Here is a 16,480-nt window from a genome sequence, read left to right as displayed (position 1 = left end):
CCCTATTTGTCCTCATTGAATTTTCTAACCATATTGGCTTTCGCTGCAAGACTTCCTTCTTTTGCATTCGCTGCATTCTTTCTTGCTTTTTCAAGCTTTTTCTCTTTTTCAGCATCAGAAACACCCAGACTTGATTTCTCAGAAATGTTTTTCGTATTCATCTGAGCCATTGCATTGATCTTCTCTGCTTTCTCGCTTCTCTTTGCACGTTTCTTTTCTGCTTTTTCTTTATTCTTTTCTACCAGATCTTCAACAGACATCTTCTGCAGGTGTTTGTTGATAAATACCTGCTGTACACAACGTACTAACGCACTGATGATCCAGTAAATACCGATACCAGTCGGCAATGTAAATACCATGAATACAGAGAACAGAGGCATTGTCATATTCATTGTCTTCATAGTTCCTGCCATCGGATTATCTTTATCCATCTGCTGCTGTCCGGAAATTGCCTGGGACAGTTTCATACTTACATACTGTGTTCCGGCTGAAAGAAGCGGAAGCACGATTGCCGTGATCATGATCACAATTGCCGGCATTCCGTATGATCCACTGTTCTTCAGCATAGCAGCCGGAGATACGGTAAGATCCGGTATTGTGATAAATCTGTTTACTGCAGCCGGAGCTCCTTTGATTGCCGGTACATACTGCTGAATATTATAAATAACCGGATATAATGCAAACAGGAACGGCATCTGGATTAACAGCGGAAGGCATCCTCCCATCATGGAAGTTCCATATTTGTCATATACCTGCTGGATTTCTTCCTGCTGCTTCATCATAGAAGCCTGATCTTTTTTGTTTTTATACTTTTTCTGAATTTTCTGTACTTCCGGGTTGATCACAGCCATCATTTTAGATGATCTCTGCTGATTGATCGTCAATGGAAGCATACAAGTATATACCAGAATCGTATAGATGATAATTGATAATCCTACAAGCCCATTATCTGAGGGCAGAGCCTTATCTAAGAAGTCATAGATAAAACTCATTACTTTACCTAATAGCCAGCATAACTGTCCTACGAGCGGCCAGTTTGCTGCAGTCAGTAAACTTACAGTCATTCGTTCTTCCTCCATCGTAACTACATTTTTTATGGAACTGGATCAACGCCTCCCTTTGAAAATGGATTGCATCTCAATATTCTCCATAACGCAAGTCTTCCGCCTTTCCATGCTCCGTATTTTTCAATTGCTTCTTTTGCATAACAGGAGCAGGTCGGATAATATTTACAGGTCGATGATCCTTTGAGGTTCGATAAATATTTCTGATAGAATCTGATATATGCCAACAGAATTCTTTTCATAACACGCTACCTCATATATATAATTCATGAAGAGTTCCAAGATGGATCAATGCGCTCTCTATTTCTCGATATGTTTTTCCTTTCGCACCGGCTCTAGCAATTACAACCAGATCCCATCCACACTTGAAGTGCTCTTCTTGTAGTCGATAACTCTCTCTAATTAATCTCGTTATTCTATGACGTACTATACTATTTCCAACTTTTTTACTTACAGATATTCCCAATCTGTTTACATCTGAATGATTCTCTCGAATATACATGACCAGATATTTGTTTGCACAGGATTTTCCTTCCTTATATACTAAACGGAAATCCCTGTTTTTTTTTAATGATTCGGAATATTTCATTTTCATTTTCTCCTAATTTTGAGAGAAGAAAAGGCCACATATATGCGGCCTACGCTGATAATTTCTTTCTTCCTTTTGCTCTTCTTGCTGCAAGAACTTTTCTTCCGCCTGCAGTGCTCATTCTTGATCTGAAACCATGAACTTTAGCTCTTTGTCTCTTTTTTGGCTGGAATGTCATTTTCATTGATATCCACCTCCTTATATTTTTAAGGGTTATCCCTCAGTTTTCTATAGACATCATTTTTTATTATATTCATAAAATTCCTTTACGTCAAGCAAAACCTGCGAGTTTATAGACTTTTTCTTTGTATTTTAGTTAATGGGGATAAATATGCCGGTATTCCACATTTTTCACTTCGCCTTATATAAATAGGTAAGAACTTATTTATCATGGAATTATCCACTAAATGTGGAAAACTTTGTGGATTTCAGTGGATAACTTGTGGATTTTAACTTTTTTTTCCACAAATCGAACGCAAATATGCCGTTTTCAAGGGGGAAATTAGTTATCCACATTGATTAAACGTTGCCTAATCCCCCATTTTGATGTAAACTATAATAGAGTATATAGAAGATTAGGAGTTTTATAAAATGAACACAGTAGAGGAAAAATGGCCGCAAATAATAGAACATTTGCGCGTGGAACACGAATTATCCAATGTATCATTCTCGACATGGATTAAACCGCTGAAAGTATATGATGTCATCAACAACACTGTATTTATTATGGTAAATATGAATTCAAGTGTTGAATACATTGAAAAAAAATATCTTCTTCCTTTGAAGGTATGCATTGCTGAAATCACAGGAGAAGAATACGAAGTTTCTTTCATATCCGAAGATGATGACCGATTGAATGAAATACAGAATATGGCAGTTGAAGCAAGTCAAAAGAAACGTACGAAGTCCGTAGCCGAAAGAGCCGGGCTGAATCCTAAGTACACTTTTGACACTTTTGTTGTAGGCGGAAATAACAGTTTCGCCCATGCAGTTTCCGTTGCGGTAGCGGAATCGCCGGGACAGGTTTATAATCCTCTATTTCTCTACGGAGGTGTCGGACTGGGAAAGACTCATCTGATGCATTCCATTGCACATTTTATTTTAGATCAGAATCCAAAGAAAAAGATTTTATATGTAACAAGTGAGACATTTACGAATGAACTGATTGAATCATTAAAGAACGGTAAATCATCCGGCAACGAATCTTCTATGACAAAGTTCCGCGAAAAGTACCGGAATATTGATGTACTGTTAATCGATGACATCCAGTTTATTATTGGTAAAGAAAGTACGCAGGAAGAGTTTTTTCATACTTTTAATCATTTACATACTTCCGGAAAGCAGATCATTATCTCCAGTGACCGCCCGCCAAGGGATATCGAGACACTGGAAGCCAGACTGCGCTCCCGTTTTGAGATGGGTATGCTTGCAGATATTTCTTCTCCGGATTATGAGACACGTATGGCAATCCTTCAGAAGAAGATCGAACTGGACAAGCTTGAAAAATACAACATCCCATTAGATGTAATCCAGTACATTGCCACAAATATCAAGACAAATATCCGAGAACTGGAAGGTTCTCTTAATAAACTGATTGCTCTTTACAGACTGAATAATAATGAAGGAACGATTGACATATCTCTCGCTGCCGAAGCATTGAAAGATATTATTTCTTCTGATAATAACCGAGAAGTTACACCGGAACTCATACTGGATATTGTTGCAGATCACTTCAATATCAGTATTGCTGATCTTAAGAGCAAAAAAAGAAACGCAGAAATTGCCAATCCTCGTCAGGTAGCGATGTATCTGATGCGTACGATGTCTACCAAAGAGCTTTCTTTAAAAGCAATTGGTGCTATTTTTGGTGGAAAGGACCATTCTACTATCAAATACGGTATTGAAAAGGTAGAATCCGAGATGGAAACCGACGAAACACTGGCAAATACTGTCAATATCATTAAGAAGAAAATCAATCCGGCTTAGTTTATGTGAATTATTATGTGGACTGGCTTGGGATAACTTTCATATAGTTGTGGATAATTATGGGATTATATGTGGATTTTTAACCAACGCGGTGGATAGAATTTTTTTATCCCAATGCAATCCCCATGAATTCTCATCGAAATCCACAGAGTTTTTAATTCCGGAAACGCCGATAAACAGAGGGCTTGAAGGGGTTTTCCCCTTTTCCACACCCCCTAAGGCGACGGATACGGAAGCATTTCATAGACATAATATATATTGCGCACCGCGAAAGGAGTTTTACACACATGAAAATTGTTTGTACGAAAAGTAATCTTGTAAAAGGAGTTAGCATTGTTTCAAAAGCGGTACCTTCAAAAACAACAATGTCAATCCTTGAATGTGTATTGATCGATGCTACAACAGATATTATCCGTCTGACTGCCAACGATATGGAACTTGGTATCCAGACAGACATAGAAGGTGAGATCATCGAAAGAGGTATGATCGCTATTGACGCGAAGTTTTTCTCCGAAATCGTAAGAAAACTTCCAGACAGTGATGTCATTATCGAAACAGACGAATCTTTACAGACTACGATTGTCTGCGAGAAAGCAAAATTCAATATTTCCGGTAAACCGGGCGATGAATTTTCTTATCTTCCAATCATCGAAAAAGACGAATCGATCGAAGTATCACAGTTTACGCTGAAAGAAGTAATCAGACAGACTATTTTCTCTATTGCTGATTCTGACAGTAATAAACTGATGACAGGAGAACTCTTTGAGATTAAGAATAATATGCTTCGGGTTGTATCTCTGGATGGGCACCGTATCTCCATCCGTAAGATTGCTCTGAATGCAGATGTTACAGACAAGAAACTTGTTGTTCCAGGTAAGACACTGATCGAGATCAGTAAGATTTTATCCGGAGAAGCTGAAAGCAAAGTAAATATTTCTTACACAAGCAATCACATTGTATTTGAGTTTGATAATACAGTTGTTGTATCCAGACTTCTGGAGGGAGAATATTTTAAAATTGATCAGATGCTGTCCAGCGATTATGATACTAAGGTCAGAATTAACAAAAAAGAATTGTTAAACTGTATTGACCGTGCTACTCTTCTCGTCAAAGAAGGTGATAAGAAGCCAATTATCATCAATATTGGTGATGAGATCATGGAACTGAAGATCAAATCGCAGATTGGCTCCATGAATGAAGAGATTATGATCAACAAAGAAGGTAAGGATCTGTTGATCGGATTCAATCCGAAGTTTCTGATTGATGCATTAAGAGTTATTGATGACGAGGAAGTAACACTTTATCTGATGAATGCGAAAGCTCCGTGCTTCATCAAGGATGACAATGAGACTTATATTTACCTGATTCTTCCGGTAAACTTTAATGCGGCTGGTTAAGAGGTGAAAAGATGGAAGTTATAAGACTGAGAGATGAATATATTAAACTCGGACAGGCACTGAAAGCTGCCGGTCTTGTTGAGTCCGGAGTGGAAGCAAAAGAAGTAATCACAGAAGGACTCGTAACAGTAAATGGAGAAACAGATACCAGACGCGGCAGAAAATTATATGCCGGGGATATGGTATTATTTGATGGAGAAGAGATAAGAATTGAAGATTGAGTCTTTAAAGCTTAAAAATTTCAGAAATTATGAGCTGTTATCTCTTGAATTTGACAAAGCAACAAACATCTTTTACGGTGATAATGCCCAGGGAAAGACAAATATCTTAGAGGCTGTCTATCTTTCTGGAACAACAAAATCCCACAGAGGAGCCAAAGACAAGGATCTGATTCGTTTTGAACAGAATGAGTCCCACATTGAGACAGTTGTAGAGAAGAACGGCATTAATTATCAGATCGACATGCATCTGAAGAAGAACAGTCCAAAAGGAATTGCGATCAATAAGATGCCGATCAGAAAAGCCAGTGAATTATTCGGAATTGTCAATATTGTATTTTTCTCGCCGGAAGATCTGAATATTATTAAAAATGGTCCCGGAGAGAGAAGAAGGTTTGTGGATCTGGAACTTTCTCAGCTGGATAAAGTATATCTGAGCAATCTTGCAAATTATAACAGAATTGTGAATCAGCGGAATCATCTGCTGAAAGAGGCGGCATACAACAGTGATGTACTGAAAACACTGGATATCTGGGATATGCAGCTTGTTCATTATGGCAATCTGATCATTCAGAGAAGGCAGGAATTTGTAGAACAGATGAATGAGATCATTTCCGGAATCCATAACAAACTGACCGGAGGAAAAGAATCCATCCGGATTTTATATGAGCCAAGCAATAGCTATCTGACGCTGGAGCAGGCGCTGAACAAGAACAAAGAAAAAGATTTGCGTATCAGAAGCACATCTGTAGGTCCGCACCGGGATGATATTGCATTTATGATCGGCGATATCGATATTCGTAAATACGGTTCCCAGGGACAGCAACGGACTGCGGCATTGTCCCTCAAATTATCAGAAATAGAGCTGGTAAAACAGTCGATTCATGATACGCCGGTTCTTTTACTGGATGATGTATTGTCTGAACTTGATAAACATAGGCAAAACTATTTACTGGATAGTATTCATGATATACAGACGCTCATTACCTGTACGGGGATGGATGAGTTTGTAAATCATCGATTTTCTATAAATAAAGTATTCCATGTCCAGAGCGGACAGGTAAAGAAAGAAAACTAGGAGGAATAGAATGAGTACAGAAAAAGTACAGCACGAATATGGTGCAGATGAAATCCAGATACTGGAAGGGCTTGAAGCTGTCAGAAAGCGTCCCGGAATGTATATCGGAAGTACATCATCGAGAGGTTTACATCATCTCGTATACGAGATTGTAGACAATGCCGTAGATGAGGCACTTGCAGGATTCTGTGACACGATTTTTGTGAGCATTAATAAAGATAATTCGATTACCGTTGTAGATAATGGACGTGGAATCCCTGTCGGAATCAATCATAAAGCGGGTCTTCCTGCAGTTGAAGTTGTATTTACCGTGCTGCATGCCGGTGGTAAATTCGGCGGTGGAGGATACAAAGTATCCGGTGGGCTTCATGGTGTAGGAGCCTCTGTCGTAAATGCGCTTTCCAACTGGCTGGAAGTTGAAATCTGTAAAGAAGGCAAGGTTTATAAACAGCGCTATGAGAAAGGAAAAGTCGTTCAGAAGCTGGAAGTGATCGGTTCCTGTGCTCCGGAAAAGACGGGAACAAAGGTTACATTTTTACCGGATGATACGATTTTTGAAGAGACTGTTTTTGAGTATGATATTTTAAAACAGCGTTTCCGCGAGATGGCATTTTTAACAGCCGGACTGAAGATTGTATTAAGAGATGAACGTCCGGAAGAAGAAACGATAGAACGGACATTCCACTACGAAGGTGGTATCCGCGAATTTGTAAAATATCTGAATAAGAGCAAGACTCCGCTGTATGAAGATATCATTTACTGCGAAGGAAATGTCAACAATGTATCTGTGGAAGTTGCAATGCAGCACAATGATTCTTACAGCGATAATACGTATGGATTTGTAAATAACATTACGACTCCGGAAGGAGGAACCCATGTAGTTGGTTTCCGTAATGCACTTACAAAGACATTTAATGATTATGCAAGAAAGAATAAATTACTAAAAGACAGCGAGCCGAATCTGTCCGGCGAAGATATCCGTGAAGGACTGACTGCAATCATCAGTGTAAAAATCGAAGATCCACAGTTTGAAGGACAGACAAAGCAGAAATTAGGTAACAGTGAAGCAAGAGGTGCCGTTGACAGTGTTGTAAGCAAACAGCTTGAGATTTATCTGGAGCAGAATCCATCTGTGGCAAAGATGACAGTCGAGAAATCTGTGATGGCGCAGCGTGCAAGAGAAGCAGCAAGAAAAGCAAGAGATCTTACGAGAAGAAAATCTGCTTTAGACGGTATGTCGCTTCCCGGTAAACTGGCTGACTGTTCTGACAAAGATCCGAAAAACTGTGAGATATATATCGTAGAGGGAGACTCTGCCGGCGGTTCTGCGAAGACAGCGAGAGACCGTGCGACACAGGCAATCCTTCCACTGCGAGGTAAGATTCTGAATGTTGAGAAAGCAAGACTGGACAAGATTTATGGCAATGCCGAGATCAAGGCAATGATCACTGCATTTGGTACAGGTATCCATGATGATTTTGATATTTCAAAATTGCGTTATCACAAGATCATCATTATGACAGATGCCGATGTTGACGGTGCACATATCAGTACACTGCTTCTGACATTCCTGTATCGTTTTATGCCGGATCTGATCAAAGAAGGATATGTATATCTGGCGCAGCCGCCGCTTTATAAGCTGGAGAAGAACAAAAAAGTATGGTACGCATACAGCGATGAAGAATTAGACAGTATCCTGCAGGAAGTTGGACGAGACGGAAACAACAAGATTCAGCGTTACAAAGGTCTTGGAGAGATGGATGCAGAACAGCTCTGGGAAACAACAATGGATCCGCAGCAGAGAATACTTTTGAAAGTTAAGATGGATGAAGAGACAACAAGTGAACTGGATCTGACATTTACAACCCTGATGGGAGATAAAGTAGAGCCAAGACGTGAGTTTATCGAAGAAAATGCACAATACGTGAAGAATTTGGACGTGTAGGAAAGGAAAAGGATAAATGGAAGATAATATTTTTGACAAAGTCCATGAAGTGGATTTGAAAAAAACAATGGAAACATCTTACATTGACTATGCGATGAGCGTTATTGCTTCACGTGCACTTCCGGATGTAAGAGACGGTCTGAAACCGGTACAGAGAAGAATTTTATATTCTATGAATGACCTGGGTAATGGTCCTGATAAACCACACAGAAAATGTGCTCGTATCGTTGGTGAGACCATGGGTAAATATCACCCGCACGGTGACAGTTCTATTTACGGAGCACTTGTTAATATGGCACAGGAGTGGTCTACCAGATATCCACTCGTAGACGGTCATGGAAACTTTGGTTCTGTAGACGGTGACGGTGCAGCCGCCATGCGATACACAGAGGCAAGATTAAGTAAGATTTCCATGGAACTGACAGCAGATATCAACAAGAATACCGTTGATTTTGCGCCGAACTTTGATGAGACAGAGAAGGAGCCGACAGTACTTCCGGCAAGATTTCCGAATCTTCTGGTAAATGGTACTTCCGGTATTGCGGTAGGTATGGCAACAAATATTCCGCCGCATAACCTGAAAGAAGTCATCAATGCAGTTGTTCAGATCATTGATGATCAGATCGAAGACAGAGAAGAGACAACGATTGAAGAGATCCTGAAAATCATCAAAGGACCGGATTTCCCGACAGGCGGTATGATCCTTGGAACAAGAGGAATCGAGGAAGCATATCGTACCGGCCGTGGCAAGATACGTGTCAGAGCAATCACAGATATTGAGGCTATGCCAAATGGCAAGAGCCGTATTATTGTAACGGAACTTCCGTTTATGGTAAATAAAGCGAGACTGATTGAGAAAATAGCAGAGATGGTCAGAGATAAGAGAATCGATGGAATTACAGATCTGAGTGACCAGTCCAGCCGTGAAGGAATGAGAATTGTCATTGAACTCAGAAGAGATGTCAATGCAAATGTCATCCTGAATCAGTTATACAAACATACACAGTTACAGGATACTTTTGGTGTGATCATGCTGGCACTTGTCGGCAACCAGCCAAAAGTCATGAATCTTCTTGAGATGTTAAATCACTACCTGAATCATCAGGAAGAAGTAGTGACAAGACGTACACAGTATGAGTTAAACAAAGCAGAAGAAAGAGCACATATTTTAAAAGGACTGCTGATCGCACTTGATAATATCGATGAAGTAATCAATATCATCCGAGGCTCGCAGAATGTCCAGATCGCCAAAGCAGAGTTGATTGAACGGTTCGGACTTTCCGAAGTACAGGCACAGGCAATCGTAGATATGCGTCTGCGTGCGCTGACAGGTCTGGAAAGAGAGAAGATTGAAGCTGAATACAAAGAACTGATGGAGCAGATCAGCAGATTAAAAGCAATCCTTGCTGACAGAAAGTTACTTCTTGGCGTGATCAAAGAAGAGATTCTTGTTATCCGTGATAAATACGGTGATGAGAGAAGAACATCCATCGGATTTGATGAATTTGATATTTCCATGGAAGATCTGATTCCAAGAGAAGATGTTGTTATTACAATGACCAAATTAGGATATATCAAGAGAATGTCCAATGATACATTCAAAGCACAGAACCGTGGTGGTAAAGGTATCAAGGGAATGCAGACACTGGATGAAGATTATGTAGAAGAACTGTTTATGACGCATACACATCATTACATCATGTTCTTTACAAATACCGGAAGAGTTTACCGTCTGAAAGGCTATGAAATCCCGGAAGCTTCCCGTACTTCAAGAGGAACTGCGATCATCAATCTGCTGCAGTTGATGCCGGGTGAGAAGATCAGTGCTGTCATTCCGATTGAGGAGTACAGAGAAGGTGAGTATCTGTTCATGGCTACGAAGAAAGGTCTTGTTAAGAAGACGCCTATTACAGATTATGCAAATGTAAGAAAGACAGGTCTTGCAGCAATCACTCTTCGTGAAGAAGATGAATTGATTGAAGTAAAATACACAGACAATAATCAGGATATCCTGCTTGTTACCAAGTATGGTCAGTGTATCCGTTTCAAAGAAACAGATGTCCGTTCTACCGGAAGAACATCTATGGGAGTACGCGGAATGAATCTTTCTGACAGAGATGAAGTCATCGGTATGCAGTTAGATTCCCAGGGAAGTGAGCTTCTGTTTGTATCTGAAAAAGGTATGGGAAAACGTACTGACATGGATGAATTTACACCACAGAACCGTGGCGGTAAAGGTGTGAAATGCTATAAGATCACAGAAAAGACCGGTAACGTAGTTGGCGTAAAAGCTGTCAACGAAGAAGATGAGATCATGATCATCAATACGGAAGGAATTATCATCCGTATGAAGTGTGAAGGAATTTCCGTACTTGGAAGAATTACATCTGGAGTGAAGCTCATCAATCTTAAAGATAAAGACATCGTTGCAAGTATTGCGAAAGTAAGAAAAGGCGACGAGGACGATTCTGAGGAGGAGCAGGAGAGCACTTCCGAATCTGAAGAAGCAGATGTAACAGAAAACGATACATCTGAAGAATAGAAATATTATATTGATTAAGTAAATAGAAAAACTGACGTATCTGCAGAAAGAATCTCAGGAAGATCTGAAGTACGTCAGTTTTATTTATTTTATTATGACTGCTGTTATATTCTGCAAAAATCCTCTGGAATCTGGATTCCACTACAGTGTTGTTATGGGACTTCGCCTCTTAATATTCCCTGATTGTCATAATAGTACATAAAATCTGTGAAAATAGAGTGAAAGGAAGAGAACATTTTATTTTCGTAGAATTTTTATCAATAATGATGTAAGATAAAAAGAGGAAACTAAAGGAGGTCGTTATTATGAATACGGATATTAATATGGAGCAATTACAGAAGGATGCAGTAGAGATTTTCAATCAGGGGTTCGCCTGTTCAGAATCGCTGATCTATGCTATCCGCAAGAATTTTGATCTGGATATGTCGGATGATGCAATTGCGATGAGCTCAGGATTTCCATGGGGACTTGGAGGAGGCGGCTGTATATGCGGAGCGCTTGCCGGAGCAACAATGATGATCGGGTATTTCTTTGGACGTACCACACCGGGAGATCCAAAGATCAACAAATGTTTTGCCCTGACAAATGAATTACATGATTTCTTCAAAGAATATTGCGGAGCAACCTGTTGTCGTGTACTTACAAAAGGAAAAGAGAAAAATTCTCCGGAACGTAAGGCACAGTGTACAGATTTTGTAGCAGCAACTGTAAAGAAAACAGCAGAAATTATTCTGCGTGAACTGGAAGCATAGATTCTGGAAAGATTAAAGTTACACTTTTTAGCAAAGATAAATTTAAGAAGCGAGTATAAAAAAGGCTTACCTGCAGAGGTAGGTCTTTTTTGTTGAATATAAAAATATAAAAAAGCTATTTACCAAAAATCCACCCTCTAAATATCGAAAAAAGATAAAAAAATATTGAAAAACAATAAATACATATTGAAAAACAATAAACTATATGTTATTTTATAGAAAATAAAGTAAGAAGGAGCAATCTAATTATGAATACAAAGATAGTTAAATTTACAAAACATATTCTGGATGTAATGTTTGTAAGTGGAATTATTGTAATTCTGACATTGCCAATCAGTTTACGATATCTTGCAAAGTTCAAGATTGAGGTATTTATGAATCAGTATATACCAATGCTTATTATTTTCGGAATATCAGGAATCCTTGGAGTGACGATCATATATGAACTCCGCAGAATGATGAAAACCGTAATGGAAGAAGAGTGTTTTGTAACCGCTAATGTAACGAACCTCAGACATATGGCAAGATTAAGTTTTGGAATTACAATTTTATGGATTATAAAACTATTTTTCAATCCGACACCGGCGGCACTTGTAATTATAATCGTTTTCTTTATCGCAGCTCTGTTCAGTCAGGTACTTGCATGTGTATTCAATCAGGCAATCGCATACAAAGAAGAAAATGATTTTACGATTTAGGGGGTGTCACAATGGGAATTAAAGTACATTTGGATGTAATGATGGCACAAAAAGGAATCGGGCTTGTTGAACTGGCAAATAAAATTAACATTACGCCGGCAAATCTGTCAATTTTGAAAAATAATAAGGCAAAGGCAATTCGTTTTACAACATTAGAAGCTATCTGCAGAGAGCTCGACTGCCAGCCAGGAGATATTATCGAGTATACGAAGGAGTAATATGCGAAAGAAATTAATTTCGTCCATTTTAATTGTAATATTCTTTTTTGCTGTTCTATTGGGTATTTATAAAACAAATTACAATAGCATTATTAAGACATATGGCGGAGAAGTATCAGAAAGTTTCCCAGAGAAGATTCCAGAAGAAGCAGTGAAGACAGATGTATACGAAAGTTCGTTACTTGAATCTCCGGAATTTTGCCTGTTATTGCAATTTGACAAGGATAGTTATACAAGTTGGATCAAGAAATTAAAAAAGAGAACTACAGAAAAATGTAAAGTGGAAGATAAAGAGATAAGATATGCAGCGGAAGATGGTTCATTTGTCACCAAAGGTAAATATTATCTTCCAACAACTTTCTTTGAAAAATTCCATGTGCCGAAAACAAAAGTAAAGTGGACATATAGTTTTGTAAAATGTAGTGGAACACAAGAAAAAGAATACGAATGGAATCATGGTTATGTATGTGGATGGGCAGCCAATGATGAAATTCATACAATTGTATATTTTTACGAAAATTGGTAATTAAGATTGTGGATATTGAAGGAGCGTTTAATATGGATCGATATATTGAAAAAATAAAAGAAGAATATCCGTTTTTTGCAGCATTAAGTTTATTATATGGAATTATTTTCACAGTATCATTGTATGAAAATATTTCCGGAATCACATTTCCAATATGCATCGGAATCACAATTATTTTTATAAAAATCTTTTTAAAGAAACTGGGTCTGAAATTAAAAAAGGATTCCTGGATATACATAACAGGAATGTTGCTTTTAGGAATATCAACTGCATGTACAACATCGTACTTTTTTATATTTTTCAACTGGGTAGGAACAGCAATTTTATTAACCGTATTTATGCTGCATCAGTTTTATGATGATACAAGCTGGAATTTCGGCGGCTATCTGAAACGAATCATTTTACTTGGAATTGGAATGATCGAAAGTACGCCAGCCCTGTATGTTGGAGGAGTAAGATATCTAACAAGAGATCACACCGGAGAAGATAAAGCAAAAAAGAAAAATATGTTGATTGCAGTTTTAGTTGGAATAGTAATTGCAGCATTGTTGCTTCTCATCATATTTCCGGTGCTGCTCAGTTCGGATGCAATATTTGCAGGGATATTTGGAAATGTATTAAAGCATATAAAAATAGGCATGGTACCTGGATATATCGTTTTATTTATAGCAGGTGTACATTTATGCTACACATTTTTCTATACAGCAAGCAAGAAAAATTTTGCGGAAACGGATAAAGAAAAGAAGAAAAAAGGAAATGCAGTAATTGCGATCACATTCACAGGAATCATCAGCGCAATTTATGTATTATATTGTATAATACAGATTTTTTATCTATTCATCGGAGTGCAAAAAGGTCTTCCGGCAAATACAACCTATGCGGAATATGCAAGAGGCGGCTTCTGGCAGTTATTGTTTGTCAGTGCACTTAATTTTATAATTGTTATATTATGCCTTTATATATTCAAAGAAAATAAAATTTTAAATATTATACTAACCATAGTCTGCAGTTGTACATTTATAATGATCATTTCAGCGGCATACCGGATGTTACTTTATATCGGAGTTTATCATCTTACATTTTTAAGAATACTTGTATTATGGTCATTGTTGGTACTTGGACTTATTATGTGTGGCGTCGTGATTTCGATATATAAAAGAAACTTTCCAATGTTTCGCTATACAATGGTGATTGCATTTGGATTATATATTTTTTTGTCATTCAGCCAACCGGACTGGATGATTTCAAAATATAACATTGCTCATATACAGGCAGAAAATAAAAAACTGAAATTTAATGATATAGCAGAGCTGACAGATATGTGGTCAGAAGATGCTGCTCCTGTATTAGCAGATCTGAAATCGGAAGATCTGGACAGTGAAGACATAGATAATGTAAAAGATGTACTGGCGGAATATTTCCGGGGAGTGAAAAAAGACCAAAGTGATCTAAATTTAAGAAATTGGAATTTAGGAAGATATAAAGCGAAAAAAGCAGTAGAAAACTTCCAAAAGGGGACGGGGATTTTTTAGAAAATCCCCGTCCCCTTTTGGACATGCACCTGGCACTTTTAAAAAAATCCCCGTCCCTTTTTTACTAACTTTACATTTTATCCACAAAACATTATACTAAAATAGATAATATTCCCCAACAGTGGGGAAACGAATAAGGAGAGGAGTTTACAATGAAAAGGATCATAATGATGGTATTTCGGAATCTGTTTCTAGTTCCTTATATGTGGATAAGATTGTGCTATCATGCATCACATGTGGATAAATACAAAGAAGAACAACATTACGAGTTACTAAAGTATATTACTCACAGAGCAAATAAAGGTGGAAACGTTACGATTGATGCATACGGTGTGGAAAATATTCCGGATGAAAATGGATTTATGTTCTTTCCGAATCATCAGGGGCTTTATGATGTATTGGCTATTCTGGATGTATGCCCGAAGCCATTTTCAGTTGTAGCTAAGAAGGAAATTGCGAACATTCAGTTTTTGAAACAAGTATTTGCCTGTATGAAAGCATATATGATAGATCGAGATGACATTAAGCAATCACTTCAGGTAATTATCAATGTAACAAATGAAGTAAAAAAGGGAAGAAACTATTTAATTTTCCCAGAAGGAACAAGATCTAAAAATGGAAATGAGCTTCTGGAGTTTAAAGGTGGAAGCTTTAAAGCTGCTACAAAAGCGAAATGCCCAATCGTTCCGGTAGCATTAATAGATTCATTTAAACCATTTGACACAAATACTACAAGTCAGGTAACAGTTCAGGTACATTTTCTGAAACCTCTTTATAATGAAGATTATAAAGATATGAATACAAAAGAAATAGCAGCGCTAGTCAGAGAAAGAATTCAGAATACAATTAGAGAAGCTGGATTTTAAATAGAAATAGTGCAACGTAAAGAAACTTGTTTTTCTACGAAGTGAAGAAAAAGAGTAGAAGTTGGTTTTACAAATGGGAAAGTAAAAAGGGCTTATTTAGTTTCACAATGAGATAATTGAGAAAAAATAAAAAAATGGAAATACTATATTGACAATAAACATTAACTCTAGTATAATAATGCGTGCTGGAGAAATACTCAAGAGGCTGAAGAGGCGCCCCTGCTAAGGGTGTAGGTCGGGTGACCGGCGCGAGGGTTCAAATCCCTCTTTCTCCGTAAGAAAATCGCAATTCATTGAATTGCGATTTTTTGTTATGGCAATGAGAAAAATACGCCATGCTTTTATGACAGCATTTGTCGACCGCTAATCAGCGAATAAAACTCGCAGAGTGTTTTCTATTTTACCGGTTTTATTATTTAACAGAGAAAGCATCATTAATTATAATGGCAAATAAAATGAAAGCTATAGAAAATATAATATTATATGTATTATTATAAATAATCGAATGGAAAAAATTGTGTTACAAAAATATAATGTGAAAAGATATATAAAATAAGAAGTAAGAATGTAGAGTGTACAGTTATGATATGGGAATATAAAGACCTATATATAGTATAAAAGCATTAAATTAATACTTTGTGTAGTATTAGAAAAGAAAATGTAAAAAAGTGTAAAAAAAATTACTAAAACTATTGACATGTAATTGTGTAAATGGTATTATATCTAAGCTGACTCGCAAGAACAACGGTTCAAACGAATAGCAAAATAAATTTAAAAAGTTGTTGACAAACGCTTGAAGATGTGATAATCTAATATAGCTGTCGATGAGACAACAGATAAGAACCTTGATAATTAAACAATAGACAACAACCCTGAAAATTCTTAAGAGAATATTCAGAACGGACAAAGAACAAAATGAAGTTCGACTCTGTCGAACGACTTTCACACTGAATTCGTGAAAGACCTCATTAAGTGTTCAATGTCAACCTTAAAACAGTAAAAGGGATAAGAAAGCTAGTAGTTTTCTTGAACTGGAACGAACTTGATTTTAAATCCGAGTCAAATCGGA

16 protein-coding genes and 1 tRNA gene are annotated in these 16,480 nt (G+C 37.6%); 13 read left to right on the top strand and 4 right to left on the bottom strand.

All coding sequences use genetic code 11. The features are described 5' to 3' along the window. Positions 1–2: 2 nt before the first annotated feature. Genes H8S07_RS09790 through rpmH form a run of 4 tightly spaced genes read right to left on the bottom strand, consistent with a single transcriptional unit; the run spans position 3 to position 1,837 of the window. Complete coding sequence (locus H8S07_RS09790) at positions 3–1,064, bottom strand: YidC/Oxa1 family membrane protein insertase (RefSeq protein WP_021859820.1); 1,062 nt, start codon at positions 1,062–1,064, stop codon at positions 3–5. Between the two features lie 29 nt (positions 1,065–1,093). Continuing rightward, positions 1,094–1,306 (bottom strand): membrane protein insertion efficiency factor YidD, encoded by a 213-nt coding sequence (yidD, locus tag H8S07_RS09785; protein ID WP_021859821.1) that lies wholly within the window; start codon positions 1,304–1,306, stop codon positions 1,094–1,096. An 11-nt stretch (positions 1,307–1,317) separates the two neighbouring features. After that, positions 1,318–1,653, bottom strand: coding sequence for a ribonuclease P protein component (gene rnpA / locus H8S07_RS09780; protein ID WP_021859822.1), 336 nt, complete (start codon positions 1,651–1,653; stop codon positions 1,318–1,320). 49 nt (positions 1,654–1,702) lie between these two features. Continuing rightward, positions 1,703–1,837 carry a 50S ribosomal protein L34 gene (rpmH, locus tag H8S07_RS09775; RefSeq protein ID WP_021859823.1) on the bottom strand — a complete coding sequence of 45 codons (135 nt, stop codon included), beginning with the start codon at positions 1,835–1,837 and terminating at the stop codon, positions 1,703–1,705. A gap of 407 nt (positions 1,838–2,244) precedes the next feature. On the opposite strand from rpmH, the gene dnaA reads away from it, so the two are divergent. The 13 genes from dnaA (at position 2,245) to H8S07_RS09710 (ending at position 15,686) form a co-directional block, all read left to right on the top strand. Then, positions 2,245–3,639, top strand: a complete 1,395-nt coding sequence (gene dnaA, locus H8S07_RS09770; protein ID WP_186855951.1) for a chromosomal replication initiator protein DnaA — start codon at positions 2,245–2,247, stop codon at positions 3,637–3,639. 287 nt (positions 3,640–3,926) lie between these two features. Next, on the top strand, positions 3,927–5,036 hold the full coding sequence (gene dnaN / locus H8S07_RS09765; protein ID WP_118520816.1) for a DNA polymerase III subunit beta: 1,110 nt from the start codon (positions 3,927–3,929) through the stop codon (positions 5,034–5,036). A gap of 11 nt (positions 5,037–5,047) precedes the next feature. After that, positions 5,048–5,257, top strand: coding sequence for an RNA-binding S4 domain-containing protein (locus tag H8S07_RS09760; protein ID WP_021859826.1), 210 nt, complete (start codon positions 5,048–5,050; stop codon positions 5,255–5,257). Further along, positions 5,247–6,332: a DNA replication/repair protein RecF gene (recF, locus tag H8S07_RS09755; protein ID WP_117538469.1), complete on the top strand. Its 1,086-nt coding sequence runs from the start codon at positions 5,247–5,249 to the stop codon at positions 6,330–6,332. The genes H8S07_RS09760 and recF overlap by 11 nt, the downstream gene beginning before the upstream one ends. 10 nt (positions 6,333–6,342) lie before the next feature. Beyond that, positions 6,343–8,277 carry a DNA topoisomerase (ATP-hydrolyzing) subunit B gene (gyrB, locus tag H8S07_RS09750; RefSeq protein WP_186855950.1) on the top strand — a complete coding sequence of 645 codons (1,935 nt, stop codon included), beginning with the start codon at positions 6,343–6,345 and terminating at the stop codon, positions 8,275–8,277. A 16-nt stretch (positions 8,278–8,293) separates the two neighbouring features. Next, positions 8,294–10,819, top strand: a complete 2,526-nt coding sequence (gene gyrA, locus H8S07_RS09745) for a DNA gyrase subunit A (protein ID WP_186855949.1) — start codon at positions 8,294–8,296, stop codon at positions 10,817–10,819. Between the two features lie 305 nt (positions 10,820–11,124). After that, entirely contained in the window at positions 11,125–11,571 is a 447-nt protein-coding gene (locus H8S07_RS09740) for a C-GCAxxG-C-C family protein (protein WP_021859830.1), read from the top strand. A 248-nt stretch (positions 11,572–11,819) separates the two neighbouring features. Further along, on the top strand, positions 11,820–12,269 hold the full coding sequence (locus H8S07_RS09735) for a DUF2975 domain-containing protein (RefSeq protein ID WP_021859831.1): 450 nt from the start codon (positions 11,820–11,822) through the stop codon (positions 12,267–12,269). A gap of 11 nt (positions 12,270–12,280) precedes the next feature. Then, entirely contained in the window at positions 12,281–12,487 is a 207-nt protein-coding gene (locus H8S07_RS09730; RefSeq protein ID WP_186855948.1) for a helix-turn-helix domain-containing protein, read from the top strand. Between the two features lies 1 nt (position 12,488). Continuing rightward, entirely contained in the window at positions 12,489–13,013 is a 525-nt protein-coding gene (locus H8S07_RS09725) for a hypothetical protein (protein ID WP_186855947.1), read from the top strand. A gap of 32 nt (positions 13,014–13,045) precedes the next feature. Further along, positions 13,046–14,545: a DUF4153 domain-containing protein gene (locus H8S07_RS09720; RefSeq protein WP_186855946.1), complete on the top strand. Its 1,500-nt coding sequence runs from the start codon at positions 13,046–13,048 to the stop codon at positions 14,543–14,545. A 152-nt stretch (positions 14,546–14,697) separates the two neighbouring features. Continuing rightward, entirely contained in the window at positions 14,698–15,411 is a 714-nt protein-coding gene (locus H8S07_RS09715; RefSeq protein WP_186855945.1) for a lysophospholipid acyltransferase family protein, read from the top strand. A 187-nt stretch (positions 15,412–15,598) separates the two neighbouring features. Next, positions 15,599–15,686 (top strand) — tRNA-Ser (locus tag H8S07_RS09710). The last annotated feature ends 794 nt before the right edge of the window (positions 15,687–16,480 follow it).

Origin of the sequence: Dorea hominis (assembly GCF_014287705.1) — a bacterium.
In the GTDB taxonomy this organism is placed as follows: domain Bacteria; phylum Bacillota; class Clostridia; order Lachnospirales; family Lachnospiraceae; genus Dorea_D; species Dorea_D hominis.
The sequence above is the reverse complement of the archived record's forward strand: the minus strand, read 5'-3'. Positions and strand labels throughout refer to the sequence as shown.

What these genes read in the sequence shown, in the direction of transcription:
- H8S07_RS09720 (WP_186855946.1), top strand. Translation starts at nt 13,046, where the DNA reads ATGGATCGATATATTGAAAAAATAAAAGAAGAATATCCGTTTTTTGCA.
- H8S07_RS09715 (WP_186855945.1), top strand. Translation starts at nt 14,698, where the DNA reads ATGAAAAGGATCATAATGATGGTATTTCGGAATCTGTTTCTAGTTCCT.
- gyrB (WP_186855950.1), top strand. Translation starts at nt 6,343, where the DNA reads ATGAGTACAGAAAAAGTACAGCACGAATATGGTGCAGATGAAATCCAG.
- H8S07_RS09730 (WP_186855948.1), top strand. Translation starts at nt 12,281, where the DNA reads ATGGGAATTAAAGTACATTTGGATGTAATGATGGCACAAAAAGGAATC.
- H8S07_RS09760 (WP_021859826.1), top strand. Translation starts at nt 5,048, where the DNA reads ATGGAAGTTATAAGACTGAGAGATGAATATATTAAACTCGGACAGGCA.
- H8S07_RS09740 (WP_021859830.1), top strand. Translation starts at nt 11,125, where the DNA reads ATGAATACGGATATTAATATGGAGCAATTACAGAAGGATGCAGTAGAG.
- H8S07_RS09790 (WP_021859820.1), bottom strand. Translation starts at nt 1,064, where the DNA reads ATGACTGTAAGTTTACTGACTGCAGCAAACTGGCCGCTCGTAGGACAG.
- H8S07_RS09735 (WP_021859831.1), top strand. Translation starts at nt 11,820, where the DNA reads ATGAATACAAAGATAGTTAAATTTACAAAACATATTCTGGATGTAATG.
- yidD (WP_021859821.1), bottom strand. Translation starts at nt 1,306, where the DNA reads ATGAAAAGAATTCTGTTGGCATATATCAGATTCTATCAGAAATATTTA.
- rpmH (WP_021859823.1), bottom strand. Translation starts at nt 1,837, where the DNA reads ATGAAAATGACATTCCAGCCAAAAAAGAGACAAAGAGCTAAAGTTCAT.
- gyrA (WP_186855949.1), top strand. Translation starts at nt 8,294, where the DNA reads ATGGAAGATAATATTTTTGACAAAGTCCATGAAGTGGATTTGAAAAAA.
- H8S07_RS09725 (WP_186855947.1), top strand. Translation starts at nt 12,489, where the DNA reads ATGCGAAAGAAATTAATTTCGTCCATTTTAATTGTAATATTCTTTTTT.
- rnpA (WP_021859822.1), bottom strand. Translation starts at nt 1,653, where the DNA reads ATGAAATATTCCGAATCATTAAAAAAAAACAGGGATTTCCGTTTAGTA.
- dnaA (WP_186855951.1), top strand. Translation starts at nt 2,245, where the DNA reads ATGAACACAGTAGAGGAAAAATGGCCGCAAATAATAGAACATTTGCGC.
- dnaN (WP_118520816.1), top strand. Translation starts at nt 3,927, where the DNA reads ATGAAAATTGTTTGTACGAAAAGTAATCTTGTAAAAGGAGTTAGCATT.